Source organism: Pseudomonas sp. GW821-FHT10B02, assembly GCF_059415665.1.
The window spans coordinates 19822-40594 of sequence record NZ_JBWKNR010000007.1; the positions used below are offsets into that span (position 1 = coordinate 19822).

Below are 20773 nucleotides of genomic sequence, written 5' to 3' on the forward strand. Positions count from 1 at the left end.
AAATTCCAGGCATAAAAAAACCCGGCCAAGGCCGGGTTTTTCATGCGAAACGCCAGTATTACTTGGCGCGGCCCTTGTAGGAGCCACCTTCGCGGGTATCGATCTCGATCATGTCGCCGATTTCGATGAAGTCAGCAACGCTCAGCTCGGTGCCGTTTTTCAGTTTGGCAGGCTTCATGACCTTGCCCGAAGTGTCGCCGCGCGCGGAACCTTCGGTGTAGTCAACCTGACGAACGATGGTGGTCGGCAGTTCAACCGAAACCAGACGGCCTTCGAAGAACACCGCTTCGCAGACGTCGGTCATGCCTTCTTCGATGAACGGCAGAACGGCCTCGATGTCTTCGGCGTTCAGCTCGTACATGGTGTAGTCGGTGGTGTCCATGAAGGTGTAGGTGTCACCGCTGATGAACGACAGGGTCGCTTCTTTGCGATCCAGGATCACGTCGTCCAGCTTGTCGTCAGCCGAGTAAACGGTTTCGGTCTTGTAGCCGGTCAGCAGGTTCTTCAGCTTGGTCTTCATGATCGCGCTGTTACGGCCCGACTTGGTGAATTCAGCTTTCTGAACCAGCCACGGGTCGTTGTCGATCCGCAGTACGGTACCGGGTTTCAGTTCTTTACCAGTTTTCATTGCGAGATATCCGAATTTGGATGGATTTACAAAAATCGAGGCCGCATATCATAGCCAATTTCGGTAAAACTTCACCAGCGCCGTGGCAAGGTCCGGCTGAGCGGCCTGCACGGCGCTCCAGCGGCGGGCGTGCTGATCGAGCTCGCTCCAGTGTTCGAGCACCTGTTGCCAGGCCTGCGCCATGTCGCGATCCATGTTCCAGGCACGCCACAAATCGACCAGCGCCGCCTTGGCCGACGGCGACAGTCCCTCGACGTAGTGATCGAGGAACGCTTCAAGTTTTTCCCAGTGGGCGTACTCCTCCTGGACATAGATATGCCAGAGCAACGGGCGCCCTGCCCATTGCGCGCGAACGAACGAGTCTTCTCCGCGCACGGCATTGAAGTCGCAGCTCCACAGCAGCTGATCGTAGTCATCCTGGCTGACGAAAGGCAGGATCTGCACGGTCAGCGCGCCACGCCTGGCCAGCTTGCCGGCCTGCAAGTCGCCGTCGCCCAGCCAGGCCTGCACATTGCCCAGAATACGCCCCTCGGGCACCAGCAGATGGTTGTCACGAGTGTCGGCGGCCAGCGCATCGAGCCAGCTGGCCAGGCTCGCGTTCTCGTAGGCGAACAGTGAGATCAGGCGGGCGCCGCTGGCCGGAGTCACGCCCAGGCGTTGAAGAAATGCCTGGCGGGCGGCCGGGTCTTGTTCGAACGCCTCACGCCGCGCCAGCAGTGTGCCTTCTCGCAGCAGACCACCGGTTTTAGCGGTAAAGCCCGGAAAGAAAAACACTTTGCGCAGGCCATTGGGCTGCGGTGAAGGCAAACCATGGCAACCTTCGACCCAGCCTTCAGCGCTGAGGTATTCCAGGTTCAGCCACAGGGGCGGACGCGGGCAATCGAGCATTGCCTGCACATACGCCGCTGGCAGCTGACAGGCAAAAGCGCCGATGACCACATCGGCGACTGGCGTTGGCTGCCAGTCTGCCAGCCAATGACAGACTTCCACGCCCTGCTGCCATTGGCGCGGAGCCTGGGCGTCAGCCTCGGGACAGATGCGGGCGAAGGCGCTGAGGTCATCCACCCACAGGCGCACCGCCAGCCCCTGCTCGGCGACCAGTTGCCGGGCCAGACGCCAGGTCACGCCGATATCGCCGTAGTTATCGACGACACAACAGAAGATGTCCCAGTCCGCTTTCATCGCTGGCCCCTTGGAAAAAGCGCCGATTGTCCGGGTAAATCATCGCAGACAAAAGCGTGTCGCGAAAAAAACCCGTTGCACCGTGCGACAATGAACGTCCCTGACCTGGCCAGGAGGCCATCATGCCCCGCCCTGACGAACCGAGCATTACCTTCAAGCCTGTGCAATTGACCCTGTGCATCGCCCTGGGTTTGTGGCTGGGTGCAGTGGCCATTGCCGCAAGTCTGTGGCTGGCCTGGCGCCTGATACCTGAAACAGTCGAACCCTTGAGCCAGGTGGTGAGGCCGCCCGCCGCTACGGCCAGCGCCGCGCCGGAACATCAGAGTCAGATGTTCGAGCAGTACAAACAGATCCTGCACAATCAGGAACTGCAGCAGGCCGAGGAGCAGGCCGAAGGCAGCGTGCGAAATCTGTCCAACCCCAAGTGCCAGTTCTGGTTGCAACAGAACCGCACCGCGCCGACCGAGAAGAGCCGCGCCCTCGTCCTGGAATTCTGTAACTGACGCCATGAACAAAGCCGACCTGCTGCAACGCATCATCGATACCTTGAGCTTCGACCTCGACGTGGCCCAGCGCGCAGCGCAGACCGCTTATGAAGCGGCTACCGCCGAAGAGAACATCGCCGAAAACAAGTACGACACACTGGGACTGGAGGCCTCCTATCTGGCAACCGGGCAAGCCCGGCGCATGGAGGAGATTCGCCAGGCACGGGCGGCGTTCCAGCAACTGGTACTGCGCGATTACGACCCGGCCCGCGGCATTCAAATCAGCAACCTGGTGACCCTGGAAGCCGAGAACGGCAGCTGCCAGCGCCTGTTTCTCGGGCCTGAAGGCGCGGGGTTGAAGATCGGCCAAGGGGAACAGCTGGTGACGGTGATTACCCCGCGCTCGCCGCTGGGCCAGCGTTTGCTGGGTAAAGGGGAAGATGATGAAGTCAGCCTGGACCTGGGTGCCAAGCACCAGAGCTTTGTGGTGATTGAAGTCAGTTGAGTGGCACCGCACTGAAGCGCTGCGCCAAGCCCTGAGCGGCAAACTGCTCGATGATGAAATCGACAAACGCCCGCGTCTTGCCCGGCAGCAGCTTGTGCTCGGCGTAGTACAAAGAAATGTTGCCATCATCCACATACCAGTCCGGCAACACCCGCAGCAGACTTCCCGCCTGCAGGTAAGGCACGGCAAACGGCATGCTCACCAGCGCCACCCCCAGCCCCTGCTGCGCCACCGCACAGGCGGCTTCCGAATCGCTCATGGTCATGCGCAGACGAATGTTCAGCGGTGTCTGTTCTTGCTGGCGATTGGTCAACGGCCAGTTGCGCACCCGTCCGGTTTGCGGTGAACGAATCAGAATGCCGTCCAGCGCCTGCAGATCGGCCGGCTGCTGGATCAGCGGGTGACGTTCAAGAAACGCCGGGGCTGCCACCAGAATCCGGTGCGCCGGAGTCAGTTTGCGGGCGACAACGCCCTGGGGCAGATCAAAACCACCGCCGATCGCCGCGTCGAACCCCTGACCAATCAGGTCGACCTGACGATTATCAAAATGCCAGTCCGGACTGATGGCCGGATAACGTTGCAGGAACTCGGCCAGCAACGGCACGATGTACAAGCGCCCGAAAACGGTGCCCATGCTCACCTTCAAGGTGCCGGCCGGCTGCCCTTCGGCGCTGGCGAGGTTGGCCACGGCATGCTGGATGGTCTGGAAGCTGCTGGCCACTTCGCCGAGAAAACGCTGACCCGCTTCGGTCAGGGTCAATCGCCGGGTGCTGCGCTGAAACAAGCGCACCCCCAGACGCGCCTCCAGCCGGGCAACGTTCTTGCCCACCGCCGCGGGCGTCAGGCTCAGGCGCCGGGCCGCCTCGGCGAAACTGCCGACTTCGGCGCTACGCACAAAGCACTCGATGCTGCTGAAAGTTTCCACAGGCGCGATTCCATACTTCTGGTTTACACAGACTATAGCGATTACCGGCTACTCAGTGGGTAATCCAGCGCCGATACTGAGCCCCATCCAAGGCATCCGGCCTTGTTCTTTCGGGAGCACAGCATGTCGACTCAAACTCGCCTCAACGGCAAAGTGGCTCTGGTCCAGGGCGGATCGCGCGGTATCGGCGCAGCCATCGTCAAACGCCTGGCCGCCGAAGGCGCCAGTGTCGCCTTCACCTACGTCAGCGCCACGGCCCAGGCCCAAGCCCTGCAGGAAAGCATCATCGCCAGCGGCGGCAAGGCCCTGGCCATCCAGGCTGACAGCGCCGATGCCAGTGCCGTGCAGTCCGCGGTGGAAAACACCGTGGCGACGTTCGGCCGGCTGGACATCCTGGTCAACAACGCCGGAGTGCTGGCCGTCGCGCCGCTGCTGGAGTTCGACCTCGACGACTTCGACCGCACCCTGGCCGTTAACGTGCGCAGCGTCTTCGTTGCCACTCAGGCCGCCGCCCGGCATATGGGTCAAGGCGGGCGCATCATCAATATCGGCAGCACCAATGCCGAACGCATGCCGTTTGCCGGTGGTGGCCCCTATGCCATGAGCAAGTCGGCCCTGGTCGGCCTGACCCGTGGCCTGGCCCGGGACCTCGGCCCCCTTGGTATCACCATCAACAACGTCCAGCCAGGCCCGGTGGACACTGATATGAACCCGGCCCATGGCGAGTTCGCCGAAAGCCTGATGGGTTACATGGCTGTCGGTCGTTACGGCGAAGTCGAGGAAATCGCCGGTTTCGTTGCCTACCTGGCCAGCCCCGAGGCGGCCTACATCACCGGTGCCAGCCTGACCATCGATGGTGGCTTCGCTGCCTGATGCCTTCAGGCCCTGCCCCGGTCCGCCAGGCTGCGTTCGATCCTGTCGAGCACAGCCCAGGCAGCCGGGGGAGGCTGTTTCAGGTGTATGCAACGATCTGTTTTCATGATGGCCAGGATGAAAACGATACATTGGCGTCATACCCGCGCATTACCGATACTGTCACACCTTTACTGCCACTGATCGAGACGGTCCATGACCACCTCTGCTACCCCACTGAGCCGCGGCCTGATCCTGCTGATGGCCACCGCCACTGGCCTTGCCGTCGCCAGCAACTACTACGCGCAACCGCTGCTGCACAGCATCGCCGAGCATTTCGGCCTGACCACCGCCAGCGCCGGGGCCATCGTCATTGCCGCGCAGCTGAGCTATGGCGCTGGGCTGTTGCTGCTGGCACCGCTGGGTGACCTGTTCGAACAGCGCCGGCTGATCGTCAGCATGATCGGCATCAGCACCCTGGGGCTGTTGATAAGTGCGTTTTCGCCAAGCCTGGTCTGGCTGTTGCTGGGTACCACACTGACCGGACTGTTCTCGGTAGTGGCCCAGATACTGGTGCCGATGGCCGCGGGCCTGAGTGATCCAGGCCAGCGCGGGCGGGTGGTCGGGACACTGATGAGCGGGCTGCTGCTGGGTATCCTGCTGGCCCGCACAGCCGCCGGTTTCATGGCCGAGCTGGGTGGCTGGCGCAGCATCTACCTGCTCGCTGCGGGGCTGATGGCGGTCTGCGCCATTGCCCTGGCGCGCGCCCTGCCGGAACGCCACCAGCACGCCGGGCTCAGCTATCCGGCCTTGATCGGTTCGGTGTTTCGCCTGTTTGTCGATGAACCGGTATTGCGCCTGCGCTCATTGCTCGGCTTGCTGGCCTTCAGCCTGTTTGCGCTGTTCTGGACGCCGCTGGCGTTTCTCCTGGCGGCCGAGCCCTACCACTATTCAGACGCCGTGATCGGCCTGTTCGGCCTGGCTGGCGCCGCTGGCGCGCTGTCGGCCAACTGGGCCGGCCGCCTGGCCGACCGCGGCAAGGGTCCGCTGGGTACCACGGTCGGCTTGCTGGCCCTGCTGCTGTCCTGGATACCCTTGGGGTTTGCACAAACCTCGCTGGTGGCGCTGTTGGTCGGCGTGCTGCTGCTGGATCTGGCCGTGCAGTTGGTACATGTGAGCAACCAGAATGCGGTGATTGCCTTGCGCCCGGAAGCGCGCAACCGCCTCAACGCTGGCTACATCACCTGCTACTTCATCGGTGGCGCGCTAGGCTCGCTGCTCGGCACCCAGCTGTTCCAGACCTACGGCTGGCACGGCATCGTTCTCGCCGGCCTGACGATCGGCAGCCTGGCCTTGCTGGTCTGGGCCCTGGCCGAACGTCAGCGCAGCCTGCGGGCGCGCACGGCCTAGCGTCGCACGAACGCTTCATCGACCCTGGCCAGGTGCTCTTCGCGCAAGGTGCCGGCGTAGTAATGCAGTTTGATCCAGGCCAGCAGATAGTCGTAGCGGGCCTGGGCCAGATCACGGCGGGTGGTCGCAAGCTGTTGCTCGGCATTGAGCACATCCAGATTGACCCGTTCGCCACCCAGCACGCTCTGACGGGTCGATACCACCAGGGCCCGGGCTGACGTCAGCGCCCGTTCATAGGCACGCAGACGGCTGACACCTGACTGGCAGGCGTTGTACTGCCGCCGCAGCTCGATCAAGGTGCTGCGGGTATTGCCATCGAGCTCATACTCGGCCTGCTCCAGGTTGCGACTGGCCTGGCGGGTCGACGCCGACACGCCACCACCGGCGAACAATGGCAGGCTGACTTCCAGGCCGATGGTGTTGGTGGTATAGCGCTGGTTATAGGTGTTGCCACTGTCCGACTCCATGCGCCGCGAGGTGGCGTAGGCCGTTACTTTGGGGAAATGCCCTGCACGATTGCGTTCGACCTCGTACTGAGCCACTTCCAGGGCCTGACGCTGGGAAGCCAGCTGCGGATTGTTGGCCAGGGCCAGTTCATGCCAGGCCTGGTAGCTTCCCGGCTGCAAAGTCAGCAACGCGAAACCGTCATTGAGCGGTGCCAGCTCATCGATCCGTGCCGACGGCTCACCGATCAGCGCGCCCAGTTCGCGCAGGGCCGCATCCTGATCGTTGCGCGCCTGGATTTCCTCGGCATCGGCAAGCTCATAGCGGGCCTGGGCTTCGAGGATATCGGTGCGAGTCCCCTCCCCTTGCTGGAACAGTTGCTGGTTCTGCCGGAACTGTTGCTGGTAGGCCTGCTTGCTGGCGACACTGATGCCGATCTGGTCTTCGGCGAACAGCGCCTGTGTATAACTGGTCATCACCCGCACCAGCAGCTCCTGGCTCTTGTCGCGGAATGCCTCGTCGGCAAACAGTGCCTGGGCCACGCCCTTGCGGTAACTGGCGTAGGCTTCGTAGTCGAGCAGTGGCTGCTGCAGGATGAAGCTGGAGCCATAGCTGTCGTAATGACGGTCCTCAGTTTCACGCCGCGAGTCGCCCAGATAGCTGGCCTTCGAATCGTTGCGGCCTTTGTTGTAGTTGTACGACAGGTTGGGCAACAGCCCGGCGCGACCGATGGCACGGTATTCCTGCCCCGCGTCGCGAGCTTTAAGCGCACCGAGGAACACTGGATCCTTGCGCAGGGCCAGCTCATAGACCTGAAACGGTCCCATCGCCAGTGCAGCAGTGGCCTGTACAGCGCCCGCAGTTGTCAGGGCGAACGCCGCCAACAGCCCGGTCATCAAGCTTTTCATTCGCGGGCTTCCTATTGTTCGGTCAAGGCGGTGCCTGCCCGGTCGAGCAGGGGTTTGAACAGGTAGTTGAGCAGCGAGCGCTCACCCGTGCGCACGAACAGTTCCGCCGGCATGCCCGGCCGGATCACCAGGCCGTTGAGGCGTGCCAGGGCCTGCTCGCTGACCGTACTGCGCAACACGTAGTAGGGCTGGCCGGTCTTGTCGTCGAGCAGCTGGTCGGCGGAAATCAACGCGACTTCACCGGCCACCCGCGGCGTACTGCTCTGGTTGAAGGCGGTGAAGAGGATATCCACAGGCAACTGCACCGCGACTTTATCCACAAGGTTGACCGGCAGCCGGCCCTCCACTTCCAGCGCTGTGCCTTGGGGCACCACTTCCAGCAGCGTATCGCCGGCACGCACCACCGCGCCTTCGGTGTGCACCCCGAGGTTGACGGCAATACCGTCGGCCGGGGCGAGGATTTCACTGTGCTGCAGGTCAAAGCCGGCGGAGGTCAGTTGCTGCTCCAGGGTGACGCTCTTGAGCTGGGCTTCGGCCAGCTGGCTGCGCACTTCTTTCTGGTATTCCTCACGGCGCTGCTGCAGGTTCAGGCGCGATTCGACAATGTCCTGCTCCAGCCGCGCGCTATCGCCACTGTTCTGCGCCAGGTCGCGCTGCACCTGCGACAACTGGCGCTGGTAGTCCAGCAGGCGGTTGCGCGGGATGTAGCCCTCGCTGGCCAAGGGTTTGAGGTTGGCCAGTTGCTCACGCAGGGAATCGGCCTGGGCCTGCAGGTCGCCCCTGGCCCTGCGCATGCCGGCAAGTTGAGCCACGGCCCCGTCGATGCTGGCGGTCAGCCCGGCCTGCTCTCGCGCCTGAGCCTCGCGGCGGCTGCTGAACAGTTGCCGCTGGCTTTCCAGCACCAGGCTCAATTGCGGATCGGGATCGGCACTCAACTGCGCGGGAAACTCGATGTCCTTGCGGTTATCGCGCTCACTCTGCCAGCGCGCCAGGCTGGCCCAGGCCAGCCGGTACTGAGCCTGCAGCGACTGCACATCGGCCTGGACCCGGGTCTGGTCGAGGCGGAATAACGGCTGTCCCTGTCTGACGCTCTGCCCTTCTCTGACCAGGATACGGCTGACCACTCCACCGGTCAGCGATTGCACCGCCTTGCGCTTGCCCGAAACCACCACCGTGCCTTGTACGGCAATGCCCTGGTCCAGCGGCGCCAGTGTGGCCCAGGCAACAAAGCTGCCGAAGCCGACCAGCGTCAGCAGCCAGCCCAGGCGAACGTAGAAGCGTGCGTCACGACTTGTGCCGAGCGTCTCGCCGCTGATCTGACTCATACACCACCTCCTGCGCCGATTGCCACATTGGCCGCGGGGGCCTGGCGCTGGGCCTGCTCCTGCGCGCGGTTCAGCGCCTGCATCACTTCCTGGGCCGGGCCGAAGGCCTGCAGCCGCCCCTCACTGAGCACCAGCAACTTGTCGGCCTGGGCCAGGGCGGCGCTGCGATGGGTCACCAGTACCACGGTGCGGCCCTGGGCTTTCATCTGCGCAATGGCCGCGGCCAGGGCGGCTTCCCCGCTGCTGTCGAGGTTGGAGTTCGGCTCATCGAGGACAATCAGGCTCGGACCACCGTAAAGCGCGCGCGCCAGGGCGATACGTTGCTTCTGGCCGCCCGACAGGTCGCCGCCCTCCTCACCGAGCCGGGTGTCGTAGCCTTGCGGTAAACGCAGGATCAGTTCGTGCACACCAGCCTGGCGCGCGGCCTCGACCACCTTGTGGCCTTCCAGCTCGGTGAAGCGGGCAATGTTCTCGGCAATGCTGCCGCGCAGCAATTCGATGTCCTGTGGCAGGTAGCCAATGTGCGGGCCAAGCGCCTCGCGATCCCAACGGTGCAGGTCGGCGCCATCCAGGCGCACAGTACCGGCCAGCGTTGGCCAGATGCCGACCAGCACCTTGGCCAGGGTCGACTTGCCGGAACCGGAAGTGCCCAGCACCCCCAGCACCTCACCGGCCGCCAGGTTGAAACTGATCTGCTGCAAGGTCGCGACCCGCTTGCCCGGCGGACCGGCGCTGACCTGCTCGAAACTCAGGCGCCCGGTCGGCACCGGCAGCGCCATCGGCGCCGGCGGCTCGGGAAACTCCCGCAGCAGACCATCAAGGCGCTGATAAGCCATTTGCGCCCCGCTCCACTGCTTCCACACCGCAATCAACTGGTCGATGGGGCTCAGCACCCGGCCCATGAGGATGGAGCCGGCGATCATCATCCCCGGAGTCATCTGCCCCTCGATCACCAGCAAGGCCCCCAGGCCGAGCACCAGCGATTGCAGGCACAGGCGCAACGACTTGCTGATCGCGGTGATCACCGCCGAGGTGTCACTGGCCTGGTTTTGCAGCGCGAGGAAACGCCGGTGCAAGGCGAACCAGCGATTGCGCAAGGTACTCAGCATGCCCATGGCCTGGATGCTCTGGGCGTTATGCAGGTGACTGTCGGCCAGGTGAGTGGATTGCTGTTGAAAGCCACTGGCCTGAACCAGCGGTTTGTGGGTCAGGCGCTCGTTGAGCACGGCCAGGAGGATCAGCAACAGCGCTCCCGCACAGGCCATGACTCCGAGCCAGACGTTGAAGAGAAAAATCACCACCAGATAGATGGGAAACCAGGGCGCATCGAAAAAGGCGAACAGTGCCGGGCCGGTGACAAATTGCCTCACCTGGGTCAGGTCATTGAGGGATTGCGCGGCCTGACCATCTGCTTGCCGCAAGTTGCGTGCAAAGGCCGCGCGATACACTTTCAGGTTGAACCCTTGCTCCAACTGATTGCCAACGCGGATAACAATGAAACTTCGGATGGCTTCCAGCACACCGATAAATATGAAGAAGCCGACGACCATCAGCGTCAGCATCCACAAGGTCGTTTCGTTTTGCGATGACAGCACCCGATCATAGACTTGCAACATATAAATCGAGGGTACCAGCATGAGGATATTGATCAGTGCGGTAAAACAACCAACACTGATCAATATTGACTTGTAGCGAGCCAGCGCCCTCCATAACGGGGCACTGGCCTTAGTATTCGACCTGTTCATTGTCCGCCTTTCTATCCCTGAAAAATCGGCACTTACTTACACCTTCTTATTCTTTACTCTTACGCTCCAGCAACAGCGTTTTCCCTGCAGGCGTTGTCCATTTGTACAGGCCAGGCTTGTAACGGTTGAAGTGCACCAGCGCGCTGCCATCAGCGCCCATCAGCGCAAGGGTATCCGGGGTCACCAACCAGCCGCTGGCGGGCTGACCGATCAGCTGCTGCAGGCATTGAAGATCGCCCTCCAGGAGTGTTTCCGGCGCGCGCAGCTGCAACTGGCAAGCCGCAGCCTTTTCATGTTCAGCATAAAGCTCCCAGTCACCGGCCAATTGCGCGGGATTGGGCAGTAACAGGCTGCTTGCCATACCGACCTCCGTAATCAACATCATTGATACCGCGCCGAGCGCGACCATGGGTTTGCGTAGCATCGTCCACCTGCCTTGCTCAGGGCCAAAGAGCAGCGCCGAAGCGCTGCTCCCCAAGGGTTGGCAATCAGACCACGATATCCGTGGCGACAGCCTGACCGACGGTGGTCACCAGGAAATCAGACAGACTGTTACCGGTGAAGTCGATGGACAGGCTGCCCAGATTGCTGGCCTGATCGAAGCTCAGCACCGCTTCGCCAGCATGCCCGGTGAAGGCATCGACGAACTGCAACGGCAGCTTGTTGACCGCGAAGGCGGAGATCGCCGACAGGTCGATCTTGTCCTGACCACTGACAAAATCCATGATCCGGTCAGGCGCGCCCGGGGCCGAATCGCTGCTGGCAGCGAAGACGAAGGTGTCGGAACCGGCACCACCCCAGAGCTGGTCGCCACCACCGGCGCCGTAGATGATGTCGTTGCCGGCACCGCCCTTGAGCGCGTTGGCCAGCGCATTGCCGATCAGCAGGTCGTTGCCCGAACCGCCGATGGCATTCTCCACGGCGACACCCTTGGCAATGGAAATATTGCCGATCATGCCGCCGACGTCGGAGAACGATGCTTCATTGAGGTTGATCTTCTGGTTCTGGGTAAAACCGGAGAAGTCCAGGGTATCGTTGCCGCCACCGTCCCACACGGCAAAAACGACTTTCGACGAAGCCGAAGTGGCCGAGTAAAAATCGCGATCGGCGGTGGCGTTGAAGCCATACACGGTATCAGTGGAGCGGGTGGCAGTGTTGGCGCCGTAGAGCTTCTGGATGGCGGCGATATCGTCCATCAGCGGTGCCGAAGCGTAAACCTGCACACCGCCCTTGGTGAAGTTCTGGCTGGTGTTGCTCTCGCTCCAGTAGCTCATGACGCTGTAGCCACGGGTATCCTGGCCGTAGGAGGCATCGGCGTAGGTCGGGTAGCCTTCCCCGGCGTTGTAGTCGCCCGGGTGAGACAGGCCCAGCACGTGGCCGATTTCATGGGTCAGGGTCTGACGCCCGTAGTTGCCGTTTTCCGGATTGATGTTGGCCTGGTACTGGTTGTTGATCAGGTACCAGGATTCGCCCTTGTGCGAGCCGGGACTGTGAAACGGCAGGTAGGCAAACGCCGCGCCACCGGTACTGCCATCGCTGTAGTTGCCGAAGGTCAGGTGACCGTCGCCACCTGAGGCCGATTCCTTGAAGGTCACTTTCGCCACATCTGCCCAGGACTGCATGGACAGCTTGGCCTGTGCCTTCTGCTGCGCCGAGAAGGCGCTGAACGCGCCCAGGCCCTGACCGTAGAAATCGGACGGGGCCTTGGTCAGAAAGGTATAGGTCAGGTTGATGGTGCCGTCCTTGTTCAGGTCATTCCAGGCGGCGCCATCGCGCAGCAACTGGGTAGCGGCCTGATCGACCGAGAACGAAGGTTTGCCATTGACTGTCGCACTGCCGCCGCGATCATACTGATGGCCGAAGCTATTGATCAGCCCGAACGCCGTACTTACACCATGGGGTTGCAATACGGAGCCGGCAGAAACAATAGCGCTTTCTTTGACTTTCGACATACAGACACTTCCTTGTTTACAAAAAAGCAGTTGTTGTCCGACAGGACGCTCCCGCGGCGAGATCGTCCTATCACTCGCCTTTTATGAGGCGGAGAAAAACTGACACACTCGCAAATGAACTGTCCAGCTTTTTTGACGTCATTTTTTCTATATCGTTATTTAACTAACGACCATCTCGCGAAGAAGCCCGATTTAATGGGGCCGCATCAATTTGCGCAAATTGCGATATATCGCCCACGACAAAATCCGGGGCATAAAACGAAAACCGGCCAGGCAGTTTTAGTTGCAAAGTCGAACTTTTATTATAAGAACGCGACAACCCGTTATATTGATTTCGATCTGATCCGCAAAAAAATTACATAGCTGTGAGCCTGACCCAGGCGACCCTCCGTCGCCTGCCAATTGACTTGTTGCGGTCCCGGGTCTTGAGTAGGGATTGCTCAACAGCCCCTTCTATTTGGATGCCACGATGACAAGACTCACGGTTCAGTCCGGCGATTTCTTGCAAGGTGAAGGCGAGTACCGCAATGGATCGCTCACACTCAAGACCTGCCGCAGCCCTTCCCCGGGGGAAAAAATCGCCCTTACCCGCATCAGTGAACTGATCGTCGCCAATCAGGAGTCCAACCGCAGCCTGGGCAGCACCTTGGGCTGGGGCATGGCCGGGGCCCTGGTAGCCGGGCCGGTCGGCCTGATTGCCGGCCTGTGGCTGGGTGGCAAGGAGGAAGAAATCACTTTCCTGGCCACCTTCAAGGATGGCCGCAAGCTGATGGCGATCACCGACAAAAAGACCTGGTCGAAGCTCAACGGCCACTGGCGTCGCCATACCCAACCGGCCGCCAATCGCTGAATCGACGCTCGGCTGGTTCGTTCTATCGTTTGCCACCCTGCATGAAACAGGGGCACCGGGATCCGGTCGCCCCTGCTAAGATGCGCGCCCGTCTGCCCGGCGCAATGCCGGCAGGCCTTCTGCAATTCATTGGACTTACGCCCCTCCGGACCGCGACCGAACCCTGACGACGCGTCTGCTGCATGCCCCAAGGAGCTTTTTGCATGACCCTGCCCCGCCCTCGCCTGCCGTTGAGCCTGCTCGGCTTGAGCCTGGCCCTGCCCGCTTGCCACAGCCTGGCCGAGGACAGCATCACCCTGGCACCGGTAAAGGTGTCCGAAACCTATAGCGAGGGCTATCAGGTACAGGAGGCGTCGGTAGCCGGTTTTGCCCCGGCACCACTGCTCGATACGCCAGCGTCGGTGGCGGTGTTCAGCGAGCAACTGCTGGCCGATCGACAGGTGCGCAAGCTCAGCGAAGTATTGCAAAGCGATGCCTCGGTGGGCGAAAGCTATGCGCCGATCGGCTACTACGAAAACTTCAACGTGCGCGGTTTCGAGCTCAATGCCGCCAGCAGCTACAAGATCAACGGCCAGACCATTGCCGGCGAGCAGAATGTGGCGCTGGAGAACAAACAGCAGGTCGAATTGCTCAAGGGTCTGTCCGGGTTGCAGAGCGGCGTTGCCGAACCCGGTGGGCTGATCAACTACGTCACCAAACGCCCGGAGGATGTGCGCTCGGTGACGGTATCGAGCAACGAGCAGGGTGAACGCTACATCGCCACCGACCTTGGCGGCTGGTTCGGCAGCGAGCGCCAGTTCGGTTTGCGCGCCAACCTCGCCCATGAAGATATCCGTTCCTACGTTGACCACGCCGACGGCAAGCGCGATTTCGCCGCCCTGGCATTCGACTGGCAGATCAACCCCGATGCACTGTTGCAACTGGATGCTGAATACCAGCAGCGCGAACAGCGTTCGGTGCCGGGTTATCAACTGCTGGGCGGCACCCGCCTGCCCCACGACATCGACCCGCACGACCGCCTGGCCTATCAGCAATGGGCCAATCCGGTCACCATCGACTCCCTGAACCTGGGCGGGCGCTTCGAATACCGCTTCAGCGATAACTGGACCGGCAGTGTCAGTGCTTCGCGCAGCAAGGTGGTGATCGACGATTACAGCTCGTTTGCCTGGGGCTCGAGCGAAGGGTCCTATTTCAGCAGTGCAGGCGACTATGACATCTATGACTATCGCAGCCCTGACGATACCCGTCGCACCGACGAAGCCCAGGCCGCACTCAACGGCCGCTTCGATGCCCTGGGTGTGGGTCACGAGCTGACGCTCGGCACCAGTGCCCAGCGCCGCACGCTGGACCAGCGCCCCTATTTCAACGAATGGATCGGCAGCGGCAACATTTACCAGCAAACACCGGCATTGCCACCCTCCGACAAGACCGTCGGCTCCAGCACCCGTCGCCTGGACAGTCGTCAGTACGGCCTGTTTGCCAGTGACCGGATCAGTTTCAACGAGCAGTGGCAGACGGTGCTGGGCGCACGCCTGGTGCGCCTGGACGAAAAGACCTTCGACGAGAATGGCAACCCCGGACGTCATACCCGCGACTATCAACTGCTGCCCAACGCCGCCCTGATCTACAAGCCGCGTGCGGACATCTCCCTGTACACCAGCTACAGCAAGGGCATCTCCTCCGGTGGCACCGCACCGTGGTTCGCCAGCAACAGCGCCGAAATCCTCGCCCCGACGCTGTCGCACCAACTGGAAGTCGGCATCAAGCGCGACTGGCAGCGCCTGAGCCTGAGTGCAGCGTTGTTCCAGCTGCGCCAGGCCTACCAGTATTCCCGGCCGGACGGCGCCGGTAACTTCACCTACGTGCAGCAAGGCCAGCAGAAGAACATCGGCCTGGAGCTGGGCGCCAGCGGTTGGTTGACCGAACGTCTGCAGATCAATGCCAGCGCTGCGGCCATCCGTGCCCGGGTGAAGAACAGCGGCACCGCCGATTATGAAGATCATCAGGCACTCAACGTGCCGAACTTCCGGGCTGCGCTGCAGGCCGATTACAGCCTGCCGATCCCCGGCCTGGCGCTGCTTGGCGGGGCACGCTACAGCGCCAGCAAGTACGCCAATCAGGCGGGGACGGTGGAGGTCGGCAGCTATGCGGTGTTCGATGTGGGCAGCCGTTACAGCACCAGGATTGCCGGCTACGACACGACGCTGCGGCTGATGGTCGATAACGTCTTCGACAAGCGCTACTGGCGGGATGCCGGGGAGTACCTGGGCGATGGCTATCTGTTCCAGGGCGCGCCGAGGACTGCGCGGGTGTCGGCTTCTGTGAGTTTCTGAACACCACTCTGTGGGAGCCGGCCTTGCCGGCGATGAGATCGCCGCAGTGTCAGGTGTTGCGCGGCGCCTGCATCGCTGGCAAGGCCAGCTCTCACAATGAGCTCCAACGCCCGGCCTGGAAATGCAAAAAGCCCCCGACTTTTTCAAGTCGGGGGCTTTTCTAAATGTGGCGGTGAAGAAGGGATTCGAACCCTTGATACAGTTTCCTGTATACACACTTTCCAGGCGTGCTCCTTCAGCCACTCGGACACTTCACCGTTTCTCTTCAAGCTGTTCAGCCTGTCGAGGCGCGCTAATGTAGTCGAAACAGGTTCTGATGGCAAAGGTTTTTTTCAGAATTTTCATGCGCTTAAGCCAGTCCGTGAAAAAACCGCAGCACACAGGGCAAAGTCGCCAATCTCTGGAGTGCTTCGGCAGCCCCTGACCCGCCACCCCCAACCTGCACGGAAAAGCCGCCCGAGGCTGACCGCCCAGTCAGTCACAGCGCTTTACCTCACTGCCCAGCCTGAGTAACGTCTGCTCCACTCTCCCTTTAGGAACTGTGTCATGAGTGAGCTGATTACCTACCACCTCGAAGACGGCATCGCGACCCTGACCCTGAACAACGGCAAGGTCAACGCCATCTCGCCAGACGTCATTGCCGCGTTCAATGCTGCCCTGGATCAGGCGGTGACGGATCGTGCCGTAGTCATAGTCACCGGCCAGCCGGGCATTCTCTCCGGCGGCTACGACCTCAAGGTAATGACCGCCGGCCCGAAGGAAGCGGTCAGCCTGGTCACCGCCGGCTCCACCCTGGCCCGGCGCATGCTGGCGCACCCGTTCCCGATCATTGTCGCCTGCCCGGGTCATGCCGTGGCCAAGGGTGCCTTCCTGCTGCTGTCGGCCGACTATCGCATCGGCGTCGAAGGCCCTTTCAGCATCGGCCTGAACGAAGTGCAGATCGGCATGACCATGCACCACGCCGGTATCGAACTGGCCCGTGACCGCCTGCGCCGCTCGGCCTTCCACCGCTCGGTGATCAACGCCGAAATGTTCGACCCGGTCAGCGCCGTGGATGCCGGTTTCCTCGACAAGGTTGTACCGGTCGAACAACTGCAGGAAACAGCATTGGCCGCTGCGCGTCAGTTGAAGAAGATCAACATGAACGCGCACAAACACACCAAGCTCAAGGTGCGCAAGGCGCTGCTCGACGCCCTCGACGACGCGATCATCCGCGATCAGGAACACCTGGCCTGACCCCTACCAAGGCCTGATTGCGTTTGCTTACACAATCAGGCCGCTACGACCGCATTGAGCGTTTGCCCGCGCAAGTGCACACCCGTACACTGCGCCGCGTTTGCCTATGTGAGTCGTATGATGCTTTTTCTTACACGCATGTTCCTGTTGGGACTGCATTTTGTTCTGATCGGTATTGTTGGTGTATTGATCGGCCTGTGTCGGCCCTTCAACCCGGATAACAGCCGCATTTATGCCCGCCTGTACGGACTTCCCGCCACCTGGCTGATGCGCCTGGAGGTCAAGGCCGAGGTCGGTCCGCTGTTCGATCAGCCGCCTGGCTGCGTGATCATTGCCAACCACCAGTCCAACCATGACCTGTTTGTCCTGGGGCACGTGGTCCCACCACGCACTGTATGCATCGGCAAAAAAAGCCTGAAATGGATACCGCTGTTCGGCCAGCTGTTCTGGCTGGGCGGCAATGTGCTGATTGACCGTGGCAACTCCTACCATGCTCGCCGTGCCATGCAGACCACCACGCGCACCTTGCGTGAAGACGACACATCGATCTGGGTGTTCCCCGAAGGCACACGCAACGCCGCAGAGCAGTTGGCGCCCTTCAAGAAAGGCGCCTTCCACATGGCGATCGAAGCCGGTGTACCGATCGTGCCAGTGTGTGTCAGCCGTTATACCCAGCGCCTGCGCCTGAACAGCTGGCGCCGCAGCAAGGTGATCATCCGCTCCCTGCCGCCGATTGCAACCAGCGGCCTGACTCAGCAGGACGTTCCGGCCCTGGCCGAACAATGCCGGATACAGATGCAGCGCTGCATCGACCTGATGGAAACCGAACTGCAACAGGCCTGAACGGTTGCTCAATTCTGTGTGGCAGACCAAGCTACTGGCACGGTCATCAGAAGAAGCGAATCACCATGGGACGAGTCGTTGCGGCGGCGGTGTACAGCGCCGGCAGAAAAGTCACCAACATCAGTATCGATGAAGGCAGCCAGTGGGCCAGTAAACCCGGACACTTCGTCTGGATCGGCCTGGAAGAGCCCAATGCCCAGGAGCTGGCCAACCTGCAAAGCCAGTTCAATCTGCATGAACTGGCCATTGAAGATGCCCTGGAAAAACACAGCCGGCCGAAGCTGGAAACCTTTGGCGACGCGCTGTTCATCGTGACTTATTCGCCGGTGCGCCATGAGGGCAAACTGGAGTTCATCGAAACCCACATCTTCGCCGGCAACGGCTACCTCATCACCTGCCGCAACGGCCACTCCAAGTCCTACGCCCTGGTCCGCCAACGCTGCGAAGCACGGCCCTTGCTGCTGGAACATGGTGAGGACTTCGTGCTCTACGCCCTGCTCGACTTCGTCACCGAAAACTATCAACCCATCGGCGAAGCCATCCACGGCGAGATCGAAGAACTGGAACAAAGCGTACTGAGCAACTCGCTCCAGGAAGACGACATCCGCCGCCTGCACAGCCTGCGCCGCGACATTCTGCGCCTGCGCCGCTACGTTGCGCCGATGGTCGAGGTCAGCGAAGAACTGCAGCGTCTGACCTTCCCCTTTATCGACAAGAACATGCGTCCGTACTTTCGCGATGTGCAGATTCACGTGACCCGGCAGATGGAAGACCTCGCCGGGATCCGTGACATCGCCAGCCAGACCATCGAAATCGGCATGTTGCTGGAGTCATCGCGCCAGAGCATCGTGCAACGCAAGTTCGCCGCCTGGGCGGCGATCCTGGCGTTTCCCACCGCAGTGGCGGGCATCTACGGGATGAACTTTCAGAACATGCCGGAGTTGAGCTGGCATTACGGCTACTTCGCCGTGCTCGGCGGCATCGCCGTGGGCTGCACGGCGCTGTATGCCAGCTTCAAACGCTCGGGCTGGCTATAAGCCGCAACCTCAGGTCGGGGTGCCCTGGGGTTTGTGTGCGACGAAACGCATCATCCATTCGGCAACCGTGCTGCCCTGGTGCTCATGCGCCAGGCTGTCGATGCCTTTGCGGTAGACCTCTTGACCCAGCTTGTCCTGGCGCAGCTCAAGCAGCGCTCGCGAATAGTCGTGGATAAACTCCGGGTGCCCCTGGAAGCACAGCACCTGATCACCAATGTGGTAAGCGGCGTTCGGACAGAAATCGCTTGAAGCAATCACCGTGGCGTTTTCCGGCAGGCGGGTGACCTGGTCCTGGTGGCTGATCAACAGGGTCAGCTCCTCGACCTGCGGGCTCATCCACGGTGCCTTGGCATTCATTACATAGCGATGGGTACCCACCCCCCAGCCCTGGCTGGCACGCTCGCTCTTGCCACCGAGCAGCAGCGCCAGCAGTTGATGACCGAAACACACACCCAGCAACTTGTCGCCACGCTGGTAGCGTGCCAGCAGAAACGCTTTGAGGGTTTCGATCCACGGATCATCGCCGAACGAGTCGGCCTTGCTGCCAGTCACCAGGTAGGCATCGAATGCCTGGTCATCAGCGGGGTATTCGCCGTTCATCACGTTGTATACGTCAAACTCGGCGGCGATCGGTTGCCGGGTGAACAACTGCTCGAACATCCGTCCGTAGCCCTGATACTGCCCGATCAGCTCGGGTCGCAGGACGTCGGTTTCCAGGATGCAGATGCGTAACGACATAAAAATAGTCCTGAACGACAAAAGGCGGGATTGCCCCCTAGAGCCTGCCCCGAATAAGGCTTGCAGGCAAGTATGATGCACTGACGAACGGTCACCCCAAGTGGATCCAGGTACAGAACCATTGCAAGCGTCTAGCAAGGGGAATAGTTGCCAGATGGCATAAGGCCTCATAACCAAAAAGAAGATTAAAAAACACACAAATACGAAAGCGTTCTAAAACACAGCTGACGTTGACCCTAAGGTTAGTTGTATACCCATTAGCAAAGGTTCGCGTCTGGACGTCAAACCGCGTTACCCATGTTTGCCGGATCGACGACAAGGAAGCCATTGGGCACTCAGGAATAACAACAAAAAGGCGGTCAGCCATGTTCAAACAATCCAAAGTACGTCAAGCCGGTCTCATCCTCTTCGCCACGACATTGCTGTTGATCCTGCCGAACCTGTCACGCCTGTTCGGCTGAACCTCACTATGGCCCTCTACGGCCCTGCGCAGGTACTCTGCCAGCCTTGATTCGCTGGAGATTGTCTATGCGCCGTTACTTCGTCCTGTTGTCGACCCTGCTCTGCCTGCCCCTGCAGGCGGCGCAGCTGACCCTGGAACTGGGTAGCGCCAGCCGCCACTGGCAAAGCGCCGAACTGCTGGCTCACCCCCTGGCCCAGGATATTCGCATCGACAACGACGTCTCGTACAAGAAAACCATGCACTACCGCGCCGTGCCATTGGCGGTGTTGCTTGAAGGTGTTGGACCAGAAGATCACCTGCAAGCCGTGGCCGACGATGGCTTTGCCGCCGAGATGCCGGCGGCCCCGCTGCTCAAGGACGGCCCGGCACGCGCCTGGCTGGCCGTCGAAGATCCAGCCAGGCCCTGGCCTGCACTGGGCGCTGGCAAACACAGCGCCGGGCCGTTTTACCTGGTCTGGACACAACCCCAGGCCGGAGGGATCAGCCCTGAGCAGTGGCCTTTCCAGGTCGCCAGCATCCGGCGCCTGGCACCGGTCGCCACGCGTTTTCCAGCGCTGCTCCCGGATGCGCAGTTGGCCAGTGACGACCCGGTCAACCTCGGCTTCGCGCTGTTCCAGAAAAACTGCCTGGCGTGTCATCGTCTCAATGGCGCGGGTGACGCCCAGTTCGGCCCGGACCTGAACCTGCCGCACAACCCCACCGAGTATTTCCAGCCGGCGTTCCTGCGCAGCTACATTCGCGACCCGCAAAGCCTGCGCCAGTGGCCGCAGGCGAAGATGCCCGGTTTCACCAGCGCCGTGCTCAGCGACCCGGAACTCGACGCCCTGCTCGCTTACCTCGCGCACATGGCGACCCGCAAGCAGCCTTGATCTGCATTGTTTTATTTCAATAAGTGGTCATTTCAAAGACGCG

At 61.4% G+C, this 20773-nt stretch carries 19 protein-coding genes and 1 tRNA gene; 10 read left to right on the forward strand and 10 right to left on the reverse strand.

All coding sequences use genetic code 11. The annotated features are described in order from the left end of the window. Nucleotides 1-58: 58 nt before the first annotated feature. Both AC07OF_RS12250 and earP read right to left on the reverse strand, forming a co-directional pair. Nucleotides 59-628 (reverse strand): elongation factor P, encoded by a 570-nt coding sequence (locus AC07OF_RS12250; RefSeq protein ID WP_107026588.1) that lies wholly within the window; start codon nucleotides 626-628, stop codon nucleotides 59-61. Nucleotides 629-676: 48 nt separating this feature from the next. Continuing rightward, entirely contained in the window at nucleotides 677-1810 is a 1134-nt protein-coding gene (gene earP, locus AC07OF_RS12255; RefSeq protein WP_157191703.1) for an elongation factor P maturation arginine rhamnosyltransferase EarP, read from the reverse strand. A gap of 122 nt (nucleotides 1811-1932) precedes the next feature. On the opposite strand from earP, the gene AC07OF_RS12260 reads away from it, so the two are divergent. Continuing rightward, the gene (locus tag AC07OF_RS12260) at nucleotides 1933-2313 is read left to right on the forward strand and encodes a hypothetical protein (RefSeq protein ID WP_157191702.1); all 381 of its coding nucleotides are present in this window, start codon (nucleotides 1933-1935) and stop codon (nucleotides 2311-2313) included. Nucleotides 2314-2317: 4 nt separating this feature from the next. Next, the gene (locus AC07OF_RS12265) at nucleotides 2318-2800 is read left to right on the forward strand and encodes a GreA/GreB family elongation factor (RefSeq protein WP_038608463.1); all 483 of its coding nucleotides are present in this window, start codon (nucleotides 2318-2320) and stop codon (nucleotides 2798-2800) included. Here AC07OF_RS12265 and AC07OF_RS12270 read toward each other — a convergent pair. Next, complete coding sequence (locus AC07OF_RS12270) at nucleotides 2793-3725, reverse strand: LysR family transcriptional regulator (protein WP_157191701.1); 933 nt, start codon at nucleotides 3723-3725, stop codon at nucleotides 2793-2795. The genes AC07OF_RS12265 and AC07OF_RS12270 overlap by 8 nt on opposite strands. 123 nt (nucleotides 3726-3848) lie before the next feature. On the opposite strand from AC07OF_RS12270, the gene AC07OF_RS12275 reads away from it, so the two are divergent. Beyond that, a complete protein-coding gene (locus tag AC07OF_RS12275; RefSeq protein WP_038608456.1) occupies nucleotides 3849-4598 on the forward strand; it encodes a 3-oxoacyl-ACP reductase family protein in 750 nt (249 codons plus the stop codon). A gap of 195 nt (nucleotides 4599-4793) precedes the next feature. Then, on the forward strand, nucleotides 4794-5987 hold the full coding sequence (locus tag AC07OF_RS12280; RefSeq protein ID WP_157191700.1) for an MFS transporter: 1194 nt from the start codon (nucleotides 4794-4796) through the stop codon (nucleotides 5985-5987). On the opposite strand, the gene AC07OF_RS12285 is transcribed toward AC07OF_RS12280, so the two are convergent. From AC07OF_RS12285 to AC07OF_RS12305, 5 genes are all read right to left on the reverse strand, one after another. Continuing rightward, nucleotides 5984-7339: a TolC family outer membrane protein gene (locus AC07OF_RS12285; protein ID WP_495072927.1), complete on the reverse strand. Its 1356-nt coding sequence runs from the start codon at nucleotides 7337-7339 to the stop codon at nucleotides 5984-5986. The two genes, AC07OF_RS12280 and AC07OF_RS12285, sit on opposite strands and share 4 nt — an antisense overlap. A gap of 11 nt (nucleotides 7340-7350) precedes the next feature. Continuing rightward, on the reverse strand, nucleotides 7351-8664 hold the full coding sequence (locus AC07OF_RS12290; RefSeq protein ID WP_495072928.1) for an HlyD family type I secretion periplasmic adaptor subunit: 1314 nt from the start codon (nucleotides 8662-8664) through the stop codon (nucleotides 7351-7353). Continuing rightward, entirely contained in the window at nucleotides 8661-10409 is a 1749-nt protein-coding gene (locus tag AC07OF_RS12295; RefSeq protein WP_495072929.1) for a type I secretion system permease/ATPase, read from the reverse strand. Before AC07OF_RS12295 ends, AC07OF_RS12290 begins: the two co-directional genes overlap by 4 nt. Before the next feature lie 46 nt (nucleotides 10410-10455). After that, nucleotides 10456-10818 (reverse strand): AprI/Inh family metalloprotease inhibitor, encoded by a 363-nt coding sequence (locus AC07OF_RS12300; RefSeq protein ID WP_232478240.1) that lies wholly within the window; start codon nucleotides 10816-10818, stop codon nucleotides 10456-10458. 79 nt (nucleotides 10819-10897) lie between these two features. Further along, the gene (locus AC07OF_RS12305) at nucleotides 10898-12361 is read right to left on the reverse strand and encodes a serralysin family metalloprotease (protein ID WP_495072930.1); all 1464 of its coding nucleotides are present in this window, start codon (nucleotides 12359-12361) and stop codon (nucleotides 10898-10900) included. Between the two features lie 469 nt (nucleotides 12362-12830). Here AC07OF_RS12305 and AC07OF_RS12310 point away from each other — a divergent pair, with 469 nt between their 5' ends. Next, nucleotides 12831-13211, forward strand: a complete 381-nt coding sequence (locus AC07OF_RS12310; RefSeq protein WP_157191696.1) for a hypothetical protein — start codon at nucleotides 12831-12833, stop codon at nucleotides 13209-13211. A gap of 203 nt (nucleotides 13212-13414) precedes the next feature. Next, complete coding sequence (locus tag AC07OF_RS12315) at nucleotides 13415-15544, forward strand: TonB-dependent siderophore receptor (protein ID WP_495072931.1); 2130 nt, start codon at nucleotides 13415-13417, stop codon at nucleotides 15542-15544. 167 nt (nucleotides 15545-15711) lie between these two features. On the opposite strand, the gene AC07OF_RS12320 is transcribed toward AC07OF_RS12315, so the two are convergent. Next, nucleotides 15712-15801: transfer RNA gene (locus AC07OF_RS12320), tRNA-Ser, on the reverse strand. Nucleotides 15802-16090: 289 nt separating this feature from the next. Here AC07OF_RS12320 and AC07OF_RS12325 point away from each other — a divergent pair. The 3 genes from AC07OF_RS12325 to AC07OF_RS12335 all read left to right on the forward strand — a co-directional run bounded on the left by AC07OF_RS12325 (nucleotide 16091) and on the right by AC07OF_RS12335 (nucleotide 18660). Then, a complete protein-coding gene (locus tag AC07OF_RS12325) occupies nucleotides 16091-16780 on the forward strand; it encodes a crotonase/enoyl-CoA hydratase family protein (RefSeq protein WP_157191694.1) in 690 nt (229 codons plus the stop codon). Nucleotides 16781-16900: 120 nt separating this feature from the next. Beyond that, nucleotides 16901-17623, forward strand: a complete 723-nt coding sequence (locus AC07OF_RS12330) for a lysophospholipid acyltransferase family protein (RefSeq protein WP_038616303.1) — start codon at nucleotides 16901-16903, stop codon at nucleotides 17621-17623. Between the two features lie 65 nt (nucleotides 17624-17688). After that, the gene (locus AC07OF_RS12335) at nucleotides 17689-18660 is read left to right on the forward strand and encodes a magnesium and cobalt transport protein CorA (protein ID WP_157191693.1); all 972 of its coding nucleotides are present in this window, start codon (nucleotides 17689-17691) and stop codon (nucleotides 18658-18660) included. A gap of 9 nt (nucleotides 18661-18669) precedes the next feature. On the opposite strand, the gene AC07OF_RS12340 is transcribed toward AC07OF_RS12335, so the two are convergent. Beyond that, nucleotides 18670-19398: an amidotransferase gene (locus AC07OF_RS12340; protein ID WP_476445662.1), complete on the reverse strand. Its 729-nt coding sequence runs from the start codon at nucleotides 19396-19398 to the stop codon at nucleotides 18670-18672. Nucleotides 19399-19926: 528 nt separating this feature from the next. Between AC07OF_RS12340 and AC07OF_RS12345 the strand changes: the two genes are divergently transcribed. Continuing rightward, on the forward strand, nucleotides 19927-20730 hold the full coding sequence (locus tag AC07OF_RS12345; RefSeq protein WP_495072932.1) for a c-type cytochrome: 804 nt from the start codon (nucleotides 19927-19929) through the stop codon (nucleotides 20728-20730). Nucleotides 20731-20773 lie beyond the last annotated feature (43 nt).